The 15282-nt window shown below is 59.9% G+C and carries 13 protein-coding genes and 1 tRNA gene; 7 read left to right on the forward strand and 7 right to left on the reverse strand.

Features of this window, described 5'->3' with window-relative positions:
* Positions 1–7 precede the first annotated feature (7 nt).
* Complete coding sequence (locus AA0535_RS00940; RefSeq protein WP_264814002.1) at positions 8–508, reverse strand: protein-export chaperone SecB; 501 nt, start codon at positions 506–508, stop codon at positions 8–10.
* A gap of 173 nt (positions 509–681) precedes the next feature.
* Positions 682–972: a hypothetical protein gene (locus AA0535_RS00945; protein WP_264814004.1), complete on the reverse strand. Its 291-nt coding sequence runs from the start codon at positions 970–972 to the stop codon at positions 682–684.
* A gap of 179 nt (positions 973–1151) precedes the next feature.
* Between AA0535_RS00945 and AA0535_RS00950 the strand changes: the two genes are divergently transcribed.
* The 4 genes from AA0535_RS00950 (at position 1152) to AA0535_RS00965 (ending at position 3067) form a co-directional block, all read left to right on the forward strand.
* Positions 1152–1496 carry a LapA family protein gene (locus tag AA0535_RS00950; RefSeq protein WP_264814005.1) on the forward strand — a complete coding sequence of 115 codons (345 nt, stop codon included), beginning with the start codon at positions 1152–1154 and terminating at the stop codon, positions 1494–1496.
* A 57-nt stretch (positions 1497–1553) separates the two neighbouring features.
* Entirely contained in the window at positions 1554–2261 is a 708-nt protein-coding gene (pyrF, locus tag AA0535_RS00955) for an orotidine-5'-phosphate decarboxylase (RefSeq protein ID WP_264814006.1), read from the forward strand.
* Positions 2258–2959, forward strand: coding sequence for a phosphoribosylanthranilate isomerase (locus AA0535_RS00960; protein ID WP_264814007.1), 702 nt, complete (start codon positions 2258–2260; stop codon positions 2957–2959). Before pyrF ends, AA0535_RS00960 begins: the two co-directional genes overlap by 4 nt.
* Before the next feature lie 17 nt (positions 2960–2976).
* A tRNA-Ser gene (locus tag AA0535_RS00965) sits at positions 2977–3067 on the forward strand.
* A 1192-nt stretch (positions 3068–4259) separates the two neighbouring features.
* On the opposite strand, the gene AA0535_RS00970 is transcribed toward AA0535_RS00965, so the two are convergent.
* From AA0535_RS00970 to AA0535_RS00985, 4 genes are all read right to left on the reverse strand, one after another.
* Entirely contained in the window at positions 4260–6578 is a 2319-nt protein-coding gene (locus AA0535_RS00970; RefSeq protein ID WP_264814008.1) for a beta strand repeat-containing protein, read from the reverse strand.
* A gap of 753 nt (positions 6579–7331) precedes the next feature.
* A complete protein-coding gene (infC, locus tag AA0535_RS00975; RefSeq protein WP_023979861.1) occupies positions 7332–7853 on the reverse strand; it encodes a translation initiation factor IF-3 in 522 nt (173 codons plus the stop codon).
* A 195-nt stretch (positions 7854–8048) separates the two neighbouring features.
* On the reverse strand, positions 8049–9983 hold the full coding sequence (gene thrS / locus AA0535_RS00980) for a threonine--tRNA ligase (RefSeq protein WP_264814009.1): 1935 nt from the start codon (positions 9981–9983) through the stop codon (positions 8049–8051).
* Positions 9984–10022: 39 nt separating this feature from the next.
* Positions 10023–10934 carry a glycosyltransferase family 9 protein gene (locus tag AA0535_RS00985; protein WP_264814011.1) on the reverse strand — a complete coding sequence of 304 codons (912 nt, stop codon included), beginning with the start codon at positions 10932–10934 and terminating at the stop codon, positions 10023–10025.
* Between the two features lie 129 nt (positions 10935–11063).
* Between AA0535_RS00985 and rbsK the strand changes: the two genes are divergently transcribed.
* Positions 11064–12029 carry a ribokinase gene (rbsK, locus tag AA0535_RS00990; RefSeq protein WP_264814105.1) on the forward strand — a complete coding sequence of 322 codons (966 nt, stop codon included), beginning with the start codon at positions 11064–11066 and terminating at the stop codon, positions 12027–12029.
* A 54-nt stretch (positions 12030–12083) separates the two neighbouring features.
* Here the strand turns inward: rbsK and AA0535_RS00995 are convergent, their stop codons facing one another.
* Complete coding sequence (locus AA0535_RS00995) at positions 12084–12863, reverse strand: tetratricopeptide repeat protein (RefSeq protein ID WP_264814012.1); 780 nt, start codon at positions 12861–12863, stop codon at positions 12084–12086.
* A gap of 105 nt (positions 12864–12968) precedes the next feature.
* On the opposite strand from AA0535_RS00995, the gene AA0535_RS01000 reads away from it, so the two are divergent.
* Both AA0535_RS01000 and AA0535_RS01005 read left to right on the forward strand, forming a co-directional pair.
* Positions 12969–13862, forward strand: a complete 894-nt coding sequence (locus AA0535_RS01000) for a Rossmann-fold NAD(P)-binding domain-containing protein (RefSeq protein WP_264814013.1) — start codon at positions 12969–12971, stop codon at positions 13860–13862.
* 140 nt (positions 13863–14002) lie between these two features.
* Positions 14003–15148 (forward strand): hypothetical protein, encoded by a 1146-nt coding sequence (locus AA0535_RS01005; RefSeq protein ID WP_264814014.1) that lies wholly within the window; start codon positions 14003–14005, stop codon positions 15146–15148.
* Positions 15149–15282: the final 134 nt, after the last annotated feature.

The raw sequence follows: 15282 nt of genomic DNA on the forward strand, positions 1-15282 counted from the left end.
AAATCGCTCAGAGCTGAGCCTGGCGGCTGAGCATGAGGGCGTGGAAATCGACAGGCTGGATGTTGGTCACCGGGAATCCGGACTCGCGGATGAACGTCAGCAGCAGATGCCGTGCGGAAGGAAAGAGCTGACGCGGCGCCTCGACCAGGAGAAGGGCTTCAAGCATGTCGGACCGCGCGTTCTGGACGGTGAAGACACCGGAATAGACCAGTTCGATCCGATAAAGGGATTCCGGCTCAGGCGCATCCGTGGTTGGGGAAGTGCGATAACCAGCACCCTGCAACGTAAGATTGACCTCAAAATTTGGCTGGTCCTCGCCAAGCTGGCGGGCATTCACATCGATCCGCAGCCCGATATGCGGCCGTGCTGGCAAGTTGAAGAAGACTTCCGGCGTACCAATGGACGTCATGGAGGATGATTTCAGATAATGGGCGCCAGAAACAAGGAGCGTCTCTAGGGGAGCCTGATCCGTACGTCCCGCCTTTTCCACGCTGTCACGCTTTGGCATATCGCTCTGTTTCCTCTTGTGTCTTTCAGTGTCTATGCTTTGGCTTGGCAAGCATTATTCTGCTCTGCTTCTGTCATGACTGAGATGACAAGACCAGACACCTAACCTCAAACCAGCCCTCCGGCCATATTTCAAAATAGACCGCCTTGATCGTTTCCCTTGCGCGGCAGCTTTCAGAACCCCTGCCCGCGCAGAAACCCGAGCGCCGGTAAGGGGGACCAGCTTTTAGGCAGTTCCGCCCGTGCGATCTGCCTCACATCGTAACGCAAGGGGGCCCGCTGCTCAGAGGCCAGAAACTGGCGATATTCCTGCACCTGACGACTGCGCCAGGCACAATCGGCCTGCGCTGCCTCACGCGTCGCATGGACATTGGCAATCCGGCTTTTCCGCCCCTGCCACGCCATTACCGCCCAAAGACGATCCGTGTTGGGCAAGGGGGCCCTGAACATCAAGAGTTGGGACATTAGCTGACACACCCCCGTCGATCGACCGTGATCTGACCCTCACGCCACCATGCAGCCGGGCCCAGCGTCAAGAAAAAGCAACAAACCTTGCCGCTGACCGGAACCCGGGCTAAGGCGATACGATCAAACCACGGTCCGTCGTTTCTGCGTCGATAACCCGTCAAGATGGGATGTTACTCATGGTTCGCCTGCTCGTTATCGTCGTATTTCTTGTCGTGCTCATCACTTTTGCTTTGAGCAACCCGGACCCGCAGCCCTTGTGGATTGTCTCGTACGGATGGCAATTTGCCGTGGGCATGCTCGTGCTGGGTGTTGGCGTTGCCAGCTTCCTGATCGGGGGCTTCGTGATGTTCATTGGCGAGATCAAACAGCGCTCACGGGCCCGCAAGGCGGAGCAGCAGGTGCGCGCCCTTGAGACACAGGTGCTTGAACTGCACCAGCGTATCGATCGTCTGACAATCGCGACAGATCCGAGCCGCGCGCCTTACGACGCAACCGTCGCTCCTCACACAGTGACGCCCTGAACCACCCGGCGTCACGGCCTCAATGCCCGTCACGCCCTTCAGCCTGCTATGAGTCCCATGATGAAACGTACCCGCCTGATTGCCGCCCTCGACACGCAGAGCCTTGAACAAGCCCGTGCCTGGGCTGAGGCACTCGACGGGCATGTGGATGCCATCAAGCTGGGTATGGAATTCACCTATGCACAGGGCCTGAATGCGCTTCGCCAGGTTGCGGGCGATCGCCCCCTGTTTCTGGACCTCAAGCTGCACGACATACCCAACACTGTGGCCAAAGGCCTGACGAGTCTGGCCCCTCTCGGCGCGTCGCTGCTGACCATCCATGCCAGTGGCGGTTCCGCCATGATCGCGGCCGCCCGACAGGCGATCGACGCCGCGTACCCCCCGCTACATCGCCCCGTTCTGCTCGCTGTCACCGTTCTTACCAGTCTCGATCAGGCAGGCCTGCATGAGATCGGTATCGAGGCATCGCCACGCGAGCAGGTCGTTCGATTGGGCCGCCTCGCCATGATGGCTGGCGCCGACGGTCTGGTCTGTTCCGCTGAGGAAATCGCGCCCCTGCGCGACGCACTGGGCGACGCTCCCGTGCTGGTCGTCCCGGGAATCCGTCCCGCCGGAACGGATGCGAACGACCAGAAGCGCATCATGACGCCCCGTCAGGCCGCTCAGGCTGGCGCTGACTGGATTGTGGTGGGTCGCCCCATCACACAGGCAGCGGATCCGGCTGCTGCAGCTGCAGCGATCCAGGCTGAACTTGCCTCAGCATGACGGGCAAGGAGCCTGAATTATCGTCCTACCCCGCCTCACTTCCCCATATCGGGGTCAAGATCTGCGGGGTGCGGGATCTCGAGGCCCTGCAGGTAGCCGCACAAGCTGGCGCTGACTGGATCGGTCTCGTCTTTTTCTCGCGTTCGCCACGCTATCTGACCCCAACACAAGCCGCCGCCCTTGTCAGCAGCTACAAGGGATCACTGCCCCGGCTGACCGGTCTGTTCGTCAAGGCCAGTGACGAGACGATCCAGACCGCACTTGATGAAATCGATCTCGACATACTGCAGATTTACGATACGCCCGAGCGAGCACAAGCCATAAGACAACGCTTCGGCAAGCCGGTCTGGCTTTCATGCGCCGTGCATACGGCGGACGATCTCCCCGCCGATGCAGAATTTGACGGCTACGTCATTGAACCCCGCGCACCCAAGAACGCTGCCAATCCCGGCGGTAACGGCGTGGCTCTGAACTGGTCTATCCTCAGACACTGGCGCCCCACGGTGCCGTGGATGCTGGCTGGTGGACTGACACCGGAGAATGTCGGCCCGGCTATCCTGCAAAGCGGCGCACCTGCCGTAGATGTTTCCTCCGGCGTCGAAACACGACCGGGTGAGAAATCAGCCGAGCTGATACGAAACTTCGTCAAAAACGCCAGAAGCGCAGGTCATGGCCCTTGCGCGACCATCAGAAACTGATATGGTCCGCCCGCGCTGGAGAGATGGCCGAGCGGCTTAAGGCGCACGCTTGGAAAGCGTGTGTACGTTAATAGCGTACCGTGGGTTCGAATCCCACTCTCTCCGCCACCCACTCCCCGAAAATATTGCCATGGCCTCCCAGAGGGTCCGCATTCAGGCCCTACGACGATGCGCGCACGCTCAATCGGGAAGCGCTTCTTTGGGGGAGCACATCCTAAGCTACTTCCCCACCGTTGAGGCCGCGCATAGGGCGTTCCGACGACCGCAGATCGAGACATGGGGCAAATAAGAGCACTGTGCCTCGACGTCGCTATCAACCCGCGATTACCGGCGTCTGGAGCATAATTCCGCACAGTCAGATCTCGCGATGGCCTCGTTCAGTGCATCATAACGCCCGCGTTTCCGCCAGTGCGGCGCTCAGGGGGAGTTCTCTCGCTTTAGGAACGGCGGATCACTAATGGACAGATCGACGAAACAGTCGCGGCGGGCCTTCCCCGTCGGGACAGCGCTCTCCTTGGTGCCATAACGAGAGCGCCAACTCTGCCCCTGGCCTACTGCGTTAACGCGCTATTCGTCAGACACCCTGACATTCAACCGCGGGAATTTCAGTTGTAACAAAATGATACGTGAGCGACGTGTTAGTTTCCCTCGCAGGGGTACGTTCGATGAGTGTGGACCTCACATACCAGGCTTTCCGCACAGCGCCGGATTTCAAGGTATGACTATCAGTAAGCGCCCACTCCCCTCCGCGCCATGGAAGCGTAACGTCAGAATGTGTTCCGATTTGGCTTCGGAGTCAGCCGGTCGTGCCACCATAGACGATAGCCCGATTCAAGGGCGGAGCGCGCAGCAGTAACCCGCAATGAATACCGTCGACCAAACTCCGGCGCGTCTCTGAGAGATAGCGCGAAAATCCCTTCGCCCCGCGCCATGCCGAAAACCGATCGCTTTGTGTGATGTGCTGACGCGTCCGCGGTGGATAAAGCCAGGCGCTTTAGCCGCGTTGCTTCAGAAGGAAGAGAAAACCGGGTAGGAACTGCCTCCTGCCCATCAGCCCGGATCAGAGCTGGAACTGACGAAATGATCGCTCAGATCCGAGAGATCATTGTCCCAGCCTTCCGTTTCGCAAGGGAGCCAGACTTACATTGAATAATCGAGCGCTACTGACAGTCGCAGAGATGAGGGCTCTTCTCAGGCCCTCGCCTCAATGAACAAAGACCAGCCGCGTAGAATCTCGGGCCACACCTCTCTTCCGTCCGGTACCCCACCCGACGGATGGGGCAACCTGCCCGGGTGCCGATCAGCTGATGCTGAAATCGGAGGTCTTGAGATCGGTCACGCCGAGGAAGGTGATCTTCGCCGTGCCGTCAATCATGACCGATGTGTTTCCACCTGAGACCGTTGCCGTGTTCAGGATGGACTGTGCAGCCGCCGCAGCATTGGTCGGCTTGTAATTATAAAGGAAGAACTGATTATTTGCGGCACGGAAATCGGTGATCGTAAAATTCCCGGCTGTGTGGTTCGCGAGCATACCGAATAGATTACCCGCCCCTGAACCGCCGGTGACGGTTGCCGAAGCTGACGCATCCGATGTTCCAGTGAAGGCCGTACCGAAGAAGAACTGGTCCGATGCCGTTCCGCCGATCACCGTCTGCTGGCCGGCTCCCGTCCAGGCCGAAAGCCCTCCTGCGACGTTGCGACCGTCGATCGTCTGGTTGCCGGTCGTGTAAGGCTGGTTGGCCGTGAAGAGCAGGCGCGAGGCCGAGCTGAGTGTCGCCACAAGGCCGTCTGCACCGTAGATCGTGCCGCTCCCTGCGGAGATAGCCGTCTGCCCGGTGCCGGAGATGAAATTCAGCGACCCGCTCACGCTGATCGACTGATTGCTGCCATGGACAACCTGCAGATTGCCTGCCGCTGAGATTGTATCGCCCTGTGTTCCAGTAACGGTAGCCGAACCGGAACTCACATTTACAACCGAGGACGTTCCGCCATAGACCGTGCTGTTATCGCCCACCGTGATCTTGTTTCCGGTCGAAAAGTCCATGACAGCGGCGTTCGTCTTCAGATAGGCGGTCGAACTGCCGCCCTGCAGCGACACCGTATCGATTGCGCCAGCCGCACCATAGATCGTGTCCTGACCGACCGAATTGACGATGTTGTTCGACTTGCCGAGATACAGGACATTATAGCCCGTCCCGCCGGTAATCGTGTTCGTGCCCTGCGCACCATAGATCGTGTCATTGCCTACGCCAGTGGCAATATTCCAGTTGCCTGCAGAACTCGAGGCATTGAACGCGTTGTTGCCCTGCGTTCCCGCAAAGCTGCCGGACGCCTTTCCGACGGTCACCGTCGAGCCGTACTGATCACCGGAAACGATATTCAGATAATTGGCCGTATTCTGCGTGGCATCCAGCGTCACCGCGCCATTCAGGCTGGTCGTGTCTGTCGAGGCTATGACGATATTCGAGTAATTTCCCGAGACGCCATAGGTTCCCGCGGTGTCGATGATCGCCTGCGACGCCTTGTTGCCCGACACATAGCTGTTCGAGCCGGTAGAGAGAATGCTGTTATCGAGCGACCCTGCTGCCAGCAATGTCTGGATGCTGGAGGCGTAGGTTTTCGCCATCATGCCAGCCGTGTCGGTCGAAGTGTAAGGAACATAGACGGTGTTGTTGACACCTTTGACGATGACATTCGGCATGGTGACCTCGTTGAGTGTGGGGGTGCTGCTGTTTTCGGGAGTCATGGAGACGACCGGTACCGTGGTTGAGCGGTCGGCATAACTGACAGTCTTGGAAGTATCGTAGGTGATTGTCGGGTCTTCGACATTGTAGTTGCCGGTTACATCTGTCTGCTGCCTGGTACCGATGGTTTCCACACCGATATAGGTTCCGCTCAGATACCAGTTGCTCAGATTCGTCACGTCATCTGCCAGGTTGGGGTACAATCCCACAATGGCCTTGATGGCTGCCATCAGCCCCTGATTGACGTCGATCGTCGTGTCGTACATGACGCCGTTATTCGAGGCGAGAGTCGGATTGATATAGGCCGCCTGCGAACCGGTGAAATTATATATCGACCCGCCAAGTGACTTGGGCAGTGCGACATAGGTCTGAGGCACCCCCTTGTAATCGACCGTCTCGAACTGCAGGAAAAGCCCGAAACTCATGGTCGGGCCATGGAAATTGATCGTGAAATTGATGCCGGCCTGATAGGTGCCGGTCGATCCTGAGTAATTGCTGATGCCCTGAGTGAAGTTCGCCGTGATCTGGTGATTGAAGGAATACTGCCCGTCGATTGCCTTCACCGCCGAGAGCTGGACATCAAGCAGCTGACCGCCCTGCGCCGCCAGCTGATAAACGTAATGGCCATTATCGGGATCACGGTAGACATTGTAGCTGGTCTTGCCGGAGCTGGAAGTCGCCGATCCCTGCGTCCAGTGACCGACAGAATAGCCGAACTGATTATCCCAGACCCGCGTGTCATCGCCCACCAGCGGATCGAACGCCGAAGCCGCATTCCACTGAATGACGGCCCAGTCCGGAGAGTCTTCACCGGGGAGTTCAGACGATGTGTCGTTATAAACTATTTGCCCGTTGACGACCTGTTGCGTGTTCATTGGAAGGTTGGGACCATCGACACTCGGGTCCGTGTAAATATTCGTCAGAGTCTTTGTATTATTCGTATTCATCGTTAATCCGACTCTCTTTGATCGTTAAAAGAAACTGTACGCGTTGGGCAGTACTCAGTCTGCACCCCCAGCCTTTAAATTCCCTTAATTTACAGACGAAAATCTCACTGAAATGTGAGGTTAATATACATGACAGAGCTCGAATGAATTATCCAGTTTTCTTGATCTGTATTGGTATATGATGATTGATATCGCCAAATTATCCGGATTAAAACGTAAAAGATATGAAGTTTTACGTATTATTTGATATAGAGCAGCAACAAATGTGAAACATCGTTAAGCCATGCGCAATGAAACGTTATCTATAATCAATAATCTGCCATACCCAAGCGGACCCTCTGCGCAGCCAGGGCAGCGACATTTTTCGGGACCAAAACCAGTATTGGATAAAACTCGGCGCATCTAAGGAGGTGATCACGAGAAAATGCCGAAGGGGGTATGAGAAACGGGCATTCCCACTCAATGCGCCTGAGCATCGCCGCAGGGGCTCAGCACGAGTCGGATGCTCGTTATCCTTCCTGCTATCGCCTCAGGAGCCGTTTAACGGAAAGCGCGGCTGATAGACCGACCATTCGGACCTGGGTCGACGTTGACCGTCCGGTTCTTGGCTTGCCCACAAAAAAACCCCGGCGAAGCCGGGGTTTTTCATCTCGATCGGGTCACAAAGCCCAACCATCTTGCTCAGCGCGGTGCAAGCACCATGATCATCTGGCGATTTTCGAGCTTGGGCATCTGCTCGACCTTCGCCTTGTCTTCCATTTCGGTACGGATGCGTTCAAGCATCTTGATGCCTAGCTCCTGATGGGCCATTTCACGACCCTTGAAGCGCAGCGATACCTTAACCTTGTCGCCTTCGGCCAGGAAAGAATTCATGGCGCGCAGCTTGACCTGGTAGTCATTTTCATTGGTGCTGGGGCGCACCTTGACTTCCTTGATCTCAATGACCTTCTGCTTCTTGCGCGCTTCGTTCTTCTTCTTCTGCTGTTCGTACTTGAACTTGCCGTAGTCGAGAATCTTGACGACAGGTGGCTCAGCCGTCGGGCTGATTTCCAGAAGGTCGAGCCCGACCGAATAGGCGCGTGCAAGAGCATCGCGCGTTGTCATGACGCCAGCCATTTCGCCGTCGGCGTCAATCAAGCGCACCTGAGGAACACGAATTTCCTCGTTAACTCGGGGCCCTTCACGGGTGGGTGCGGCCTGCATCGGTGGTCTAGCTATGGTCGTCTCCTGTCGACGTTTTCAACAATCTGCCTGGCGGGAATTCAATACGCGCAACCGCGCCAAAGATTTCATCACCTTAGCGTGACAAAATTAACGGCTTGTTTGCGGGAATCCCGGTGCACCGACATAGTCATGAAACACCGGGATTGCAAGGTTTCCGCGTTTAAAACGCGCGCATCAGCCCTGCAGGCGCTGCATGTCCGGAGCCATGGCCTCCTGACCCAGGATCGCCACCACCTCATCCAGCGCAAGGATTTCCTGAGCAGCACCACCCAGACGACGCATCGCCACCTTGCCCTCTTCCGCCTCGCGACGACCCACAACGAGGATGACAGGAACACGGGCGAGCGAGTGTTCGCGAATCTTCGCGTTGATTTTCTCGTTGCGTCCGTCCACCTCGACCTGAAGTCCGGCGCGACGCAGCTTCGCGGCCACATCCTGTGCATAGGGCTCGGCATCGGTCACGATGCTGGCAACCACCACCTGGGTCGGAGCGAGCCAGAGCGGGAACTTGCCTGCAAACTGCTCGATCAGGATACCGATGAAGCGCTCGAAGCTGCCAAGGATGGCGCGATGCAACATGACCGGACGATGGCGCGCGCTGTCCTCGCCGATATAAGACGCATCCAGCCGCTCTGGCAGAATGAAATCGACCTGCAACGTGCCGCATTGCCAGTCGCGACCGATCGCATCCGTCAGCACGAATTCGAGCTTCGGGCCATAGAAGGCCCCTTCGCCCGGATTGGTCTCGAAGGTGACACCCGCCAGGGCACAGGCTTCCTTCAGCGCCTTTTCCGACTTGTCCCAGGTCGCGTCGTCACCCGCACGCGCGTCGGGGCGGTCGGAAAACTTCACACGGAAATTCTCGAAACCGAGATCGCGATAGACCTCATCGAGCATGGCCACGAAGGTCGCCGTCTCGGCCGCAATCTGCTCCTCGGTACAGAAGATATGGGCGTCATCCTGCGTGAAGCCACGAACGCGCATGATCCCATGCAGCGCGCCTGAAGGCTCGTAGCGATGACATGCGCCGAACTCGGCCATACGCAGCGGCAGCTCGCGATAGGAGCGCAGCCCATGGCGGAAAATCTGCACATGGCAGGGGCAGTTCATGGGCTTGAGGGCGAGGGTCTTTTCCTCATCCTCAACTGTCGCGATGAACATGTGCTCGCGATATTTATCCCAATGACCCGAGGCTTCCCAGAGCGCACGGTCTACAAGCTGGGGGGTACGCACTTCCTCATAGCCGTAGCGCGTCTGGATACGGCGCATATAGTCCTGAAGCACGGTGTAAAGACGCCAGCCCTTGGCATGCCAGAAGATCTGACCCACCGCCTCTTCCTGGATATGGAACAGATCCATCTCGCGACCGATACGCCGATGATCGCGCTTCTCTGCCTCTTCCAGCTGATGCAGATAGGCGTCGAGTTCCTTCTGGTCGCGCCAGGCCGTTCCATAGATGCGCGTCAGCATCGGGTTGCGGTGGTCGCCGCGCCAGTAAGCACCCGCTACCTTCATGAGCTTGAACGCCGTGCCGATATCGCCCGTGCCACGCATGTGCGGCCCGCGGCACAGATCGAGCCATGCCCCCTGACGATAGATCGAAATGGTCTCGCTCTCGGGCAGATCGCGGATCAGCTCAGCCTTAAAGCGCTCGCCTTTCTCCTCAAAGAAGGCAATGGCGTCGTCACGGTTCCATTCCTCGCGCTCGAACGGCGCATTGGCCGCGACGATCTCGCGCATCTTGGCCTCGATCGCCTCGAAATCCTCGGGCGTGAAAGGCTGATTGCGGAAGAAATCGTAATAGAACCCGTCCTTAATGGAGGGGCCGATCGTCACCTGCGTGCCGGGCCAGAGCGCCTGCACGGCCTCGGCCAGCACATGGGCGGTATCATGGCGGATCATCTCCAGAACGATATCGTCCTTGCGCGTGATGAAGCGCAGCTCCGCATCCTCGGCAATGGCGGTCGAGAGATCGACCAGCTTGCCATTCAGGCTCATCGCAACGGCAGCACGCGCCAGACCGGGACCGATCGAAGCCGCGACTGCCGTGCCGGTCGTGGCACCGTCGAACGTACGAACGGAACCATCGGGCAGGGTAATGGCAGGCATGGAGATGCGCTCCTGGCGTAAGAGATAAGTTGAGCTGTTCTAATGGCCCCAGTTCAGGCAGGCCGCAACCCTGGAAACGTCAAGCTTTCGCAGATCCTCAACCGCGAGAACACGAACCTGACCCGGTCTCAACCCGTTCGGCGCGGTCAGGCGCGGGTTGCTCTCCCCCGAGAACAAGACGAGCGACCGGCATCCCATGGTTGCCGCCAGATGCATGGGGCCGGTATCATTCCCCACTGCCAGCGTCGCCCGCGCAAATACGCCACCCAGGGCCGGCAGGTCGGTCTGACCCGCCAAATCGATCACGCCGGGCGCCTGCGCCCTTATCGTATCCACGAGCGCGCGCTCCGCCTGTGTGCCAACCACCACCACGGCCAGACCCTGCGCCTGCAAAAGCCGGGCCAGAGCCGCATAATGCCCCTCTGGCCAGCGTTTGGCAGGGCGGTGAGGGGCGGCGCCAGGAACGATGACGGCGTAGGGTGCGGGCAGATCCGGCCCGCCACGACCCAGCCATTCCAGATCGGGCGCGTTGTGCTCCGCTACGCCAAGACGCGCGAGCTGGTCGCGCTGTCGCGCCACGCTATGCATGGAATCGCGCCAGGGATTATCGTGAAAATGGGCCGCCTTTCTGGCAATACCGCTCCAGGCCTTTTGTCCTGATAGCCGCGCATAACGCGTGCTCCGCCCGGATGTCTGCAAGTCGATCACCAGATCATAGCTGCGCAGTTCCCGTCGCAGGGTCAGCAGACCGCGCCAGTCATGCCAGCGCGGCCGCGTATCGATCCGGATATGATCGAACCAGGGGCTGGCCTCTGCCAGAGCGCAAAAAGGCGCGGTGGTGAGCAGGGCGATCTCGGCCTCGGGCCAATGGGCCCTGATGGCGGCAAAAGGAGAGAGCGCCTGAACAACATCGCCCAGAGCCCCGAGCTTGATCACGAGAATGCGAAACATGCCGCGATCCTAGCCGAGGCTGCGACGCGATGATACGCCATGCGTTCACGCGTCCGTCTTCAGGCATCGCCCGCGAAGACACAGCCTCGTGGCACCATTTCCGCCCGCAGGGCGATCAGGGAAAAGCTCATGTCCGACCGCCCCTCTTCCATCCTTTCCTTCGGCAGCGTCAATATCGACATCACGGCGCGCGCTGAGCGCATTCCTCATCCCGGTGAAACGGTCCATGCGGAAAGCTATGCTACCGGGTTGGGGGGCAAGGGGGCCAATCAGGCAGCCGCAACCTCTCGCCTGGGTCAGGGCTGCGGCCTGAAGGTGTTCATGGCGGGCCGCACCGGCACGGATAGTTTCGGCACGCTTGCCCGCTCCCTCCTGACACCGTTCGGGGTCAATCTCTCAGCCCTGCGCGAGGATCCCGACCATCCAACCGGGGTGGCGCTGATCACGGTGGACAGCAAGGCAGAAAACATCATCACCGTTGCAGGCGGCGCGAACATGGCACTGGACAGCAGCGATGTCCGAGCCCATCGCGCGCTCATTCATGAGGCTTCAGCCGTGCTGTTGCAGCTGGAAATCCCGCTGGCCCTGACCATCGAGATTGCCGAGGAAGCGAAACGCGCCAACACGCTGGTCATTCTCGACCCGGCCCCTGCCCCCGCTGACGGCCTGCCCGCAGCGCTCTGGGCGGCGCTGGATGTCGTGACCCCCAACGAAACCGAAACACGGCTTCTGACCGGAATTTATCCCGAAACGCAGGAAGATGCAGCCAGGGCCGCACGCAGGCTGCAGGAACTGGGCGCCACCCATGCCCTGGTCAAGATGGGCGCGCGCGGTGTGTATTATCGCTCCGGAGAGTCGGAAGGCTTCGTACCGCCCTATCGCGTGAATGCCATCGATACAGTGGCGGCGGGTGATTGCTTCAATGGCGGTCTGGCCACCGCCCTCACACTGGGCAAGAGTTTCGGCGAGGCCGTGCATTTTGCCGCAGCTTGCGGGGCTTTGGCCACCACGCGCCTCGGTGCTGCCGAGTCTGCGCCTCATTGGGACGAGGTCGTTGCCCTTGTCGAAACCGGCAAAACCCCTGGCGCGGCGTAATCGGGAAATTCTGGCACGGGCAGGACGGAATACCGAACAGTGACAGAAAGACGGTCAGTCCTGATCGGGATCGGAATCCAGAACAGCCTCGTCCTGACGAGCCAGATAGGCTTCATGTCCGTCCGGGGCGAGTGCGATGACCCGATCCCAGTCGCTGCGGGCCTGTGCGTAGCGGGTCAGGCGGACATTGAGGATGCCGCGCTCTAGCAGGGCCTCGATATCGTCGGGCTGAAGCGTCAGGGCCCGGGTGACATCCACCAGCCCATCGGCATTGCGCCCAAGCTGGCGATAGGCCCCGGCGCGCAGCACGAGCGCCCGCACCAGAACGGGATCGGTATTCTTGCCGTTGTCGGGCAGGACCCCCAGCGCCTCTATGGCAGCCGCATAATGGCCCTGCATGGACAGGCTGCGCGCCAGCAGCAAGGTTAGATCGGACCGCACCTCGCCCGGCGATGACGATGAAACGAGCAACGCCTGACGCGCAGCCCGTTCTGCCGCAGCGCCATCGCCCGCCAGCAACCACGCTTCCGCCGCCCGGGCAGTATAGCCTGCCTCGCGCTCCACCTCGCCCCGTGTCTCAGCCTGGGCGGCTCTCCGCCCCTGAAGAGGCAGGGATTTGCGGAGCCCGCCCTGCATGGCCAGTGTCTCATATTGCTGCGCCGCCTCGCGATAGGCGCCCAGCGCCAGATCGGCCTGAGCAAGACAGTCCCGGGCCTCGCCACCGCCGCCATGGCGCAGCCAGTTCTGTGCTGCCTCCTGTACCAGATCGGGCGTATCGGGGAGCGGAGTCACGCATTGGGCAAGGTTCTGTGGAGCAGGGCTGGCAGCCGCCATCCCCATTCCCAGAACGCTTCCTATCGCCAAGGCTCCAAAACCATGTTTCATACAGTGTGATTGGCGCGCCACCGCGTCAGCGGTCAAGCGCGAATGGGAGCTTTCATGCCACCTCACCTTGTTATTCTGGGTCAGGGCTATTCAGCATCCGCCGTCGTACCGCTTGCCAGAGCCCAAGGCTGGCACGTGACCGGCACAAAGCGCGTGCCTGAAGAGGGATCGGGACTGATCGCTTTCGATGAGGCGGGTTCTGCGCTTGGTGAGGCAACCCATCTTATGATCAGCGCGCCGCCATCGGAGTCGGGCGATCCCGCCTTTCTCCGATACGCCGCCCTTCTGTCGAAAAGCCCTAAATTGCGATGGATTGGCTATTACTCGACCACCGGCGTTTACGGAGACCGTCAGGGCGCGCATGTGGATGAGACGACGCCAGTCTCACCCGGCCAGACGCGCAGCCGCGCGCGCGTCGAGGCCGAGCAGGCATGGCAGGAACTGGCCCGTCGCAAATCCATCGCCTGCGATATCATGCGCCTGGGGGGGATCTATGGGCCCGGCCGCTCGGCGCTCGATACGCTGCGCTCCGGCAAGGCCCGGCTGATCGACGCGCCAGACCATCTGTTCAGCCGCATCCATCGAGACGATATCGCCGAGGGCACCATGGCTGCCATTTCCACTGCCTCAGGATGCCGCATTCTGCACTTCGTCGATGACACGCCAAGCCCGCAGGCCGCGGTGTTTGAGGAAGCCGCCCGACTGGGAAAATTTGCTCTGCCACCGCGACTGTCTCTGGATGAGGCCTGGGAAAGCCTGAGCCCCATGGCACGCAGCTTCTGGTCAGAGCGCCGCGTGGTCGAAAGCCGCCTGACCCAGCAGAGCCTCGACCGTCGCTGGCGCTTTCCGAGCTATCGTGAAGGTCTGGCCGCTATTCTGGCCGCAGAGCAGGCGCCCAATCAGGTCGCGCCAGAAGCAGCCCTGAAACAAGCGGAGCCCAAGCCCTGAAGAGGAAGAGATACAGTGCGCCAGCTCTGCGACCCGATCGGCTCCGTGCTTCAGCTTTCCCCTCCCCCGGCCCGAGAAACGCGAAACGATCATTACGGGCTGGCAACCCTCTCCAAGGATACGCTAAGCCAGAGACACCCATGATCACGCTTCGTTTTTCCTGCCCTCTGCCCAGGGTGTTCCGCGCGCTGCTGCCCAGCCTCCTGCCCCTGTTATTGTCAGGCTGCATCACGATTGGCCCCACGCGCCTGTCGCATGACCAGCTCGATTACTCGCGTGCGCTGGGCGAGGCGGAAAAACATGCGATGCTGCTCAACATCATTCGTATCCGCTATGCCGATCCACCGACCTTCCTCGATACAACACAGGTCATTGCGGGCTATCAGCTCAATCGCTCGATCAATGGCGGATTCAACGCGTTCCCTTCAGGTGTCGGCAGCTATCTCTTCGGCAGCGGCACTGCCACTCTGCAGGAGAGCCCGACCTTCACCTATCAGCCAGAGACCGGGCAGCAATACGCCGAGAACGTCATCCGGCCCATCTCACCGGTTGTCATCATGCCGCTCAGCCTCGGTGGTCTGCCTATCGACACACTCCTGCGCCTGACGGCGCAGTCGATCGACGGATTGTCCAATGTCCGTGCTCTTGGTGCAGGACCGACTGGCGGCGGTTCGGTTCGTTTCTATCTGCTGCTGCATGATCTGCGCCAGTTGCAGGTACAGGGCGCCATGACCATCCGCATCTCTACCGACGCCCCTAAACCCACAGGGGACCAGCCGCCTTCCGGCTCGGCCAACAAGCCATCGGGAACGCAGCCCGAACACGCCTATCTGGTGCTCACCGCCACCTCCGACCCCGCCCTGACAACCATCCAGGCAGAGGTACGTCGTCTGCTGCATCTCGACCCGCATGCCGAGGAAGCCGAAATCGTTTATGGCCCCTACCCGAAAGTGCCGGGACAGATTGCCATTCTCACGCGCTCCATGTTCGCCATGCTCTCCCAGATCGCCTATGAGATGGACGTACCCGAGGAGGACGTCAGAGCCACGCGGACACTGCCCACCATTAGTCCTGTCGGCATTGAGACGCGCCCCGATGTGGTGATCCATTCCGGCAAATCCGCGCCCGAACATAATTATGACGAGGTGCGCTACAGAGGCCGGTGGTACTGGATCAGCGATGATGATTTCCGCAGCAAGCTGAGCTTCACCATGATGCAGATCCTTGCTGCCCTTGCCGCGACCAGCCACTCACCCGGCGCGGTCATCACCATCCCCGCAGGCTGATCGCCACGGGGATAATCGCCCGGCCTTTGCTATTGGTGCCAGCTTCGCCGTCGGGCAAGGCGCGGCAGATCGGCCACAGTTGCATCCCTATGCGCAGGCATAGGCCAGCCTGTCATGATCCTTCTGGCGTCCCG

Origin of the sequence: Asaia krungthepensis NRIC 0535 (assembly GCF_025995175.1) — a bacterium.
GTDB lineage: Bacteria > Pseudomonadota > Alphaproteobacteria > Acetobacterales > Acetobacteraceae > Asaia > Asaia krungthepensis.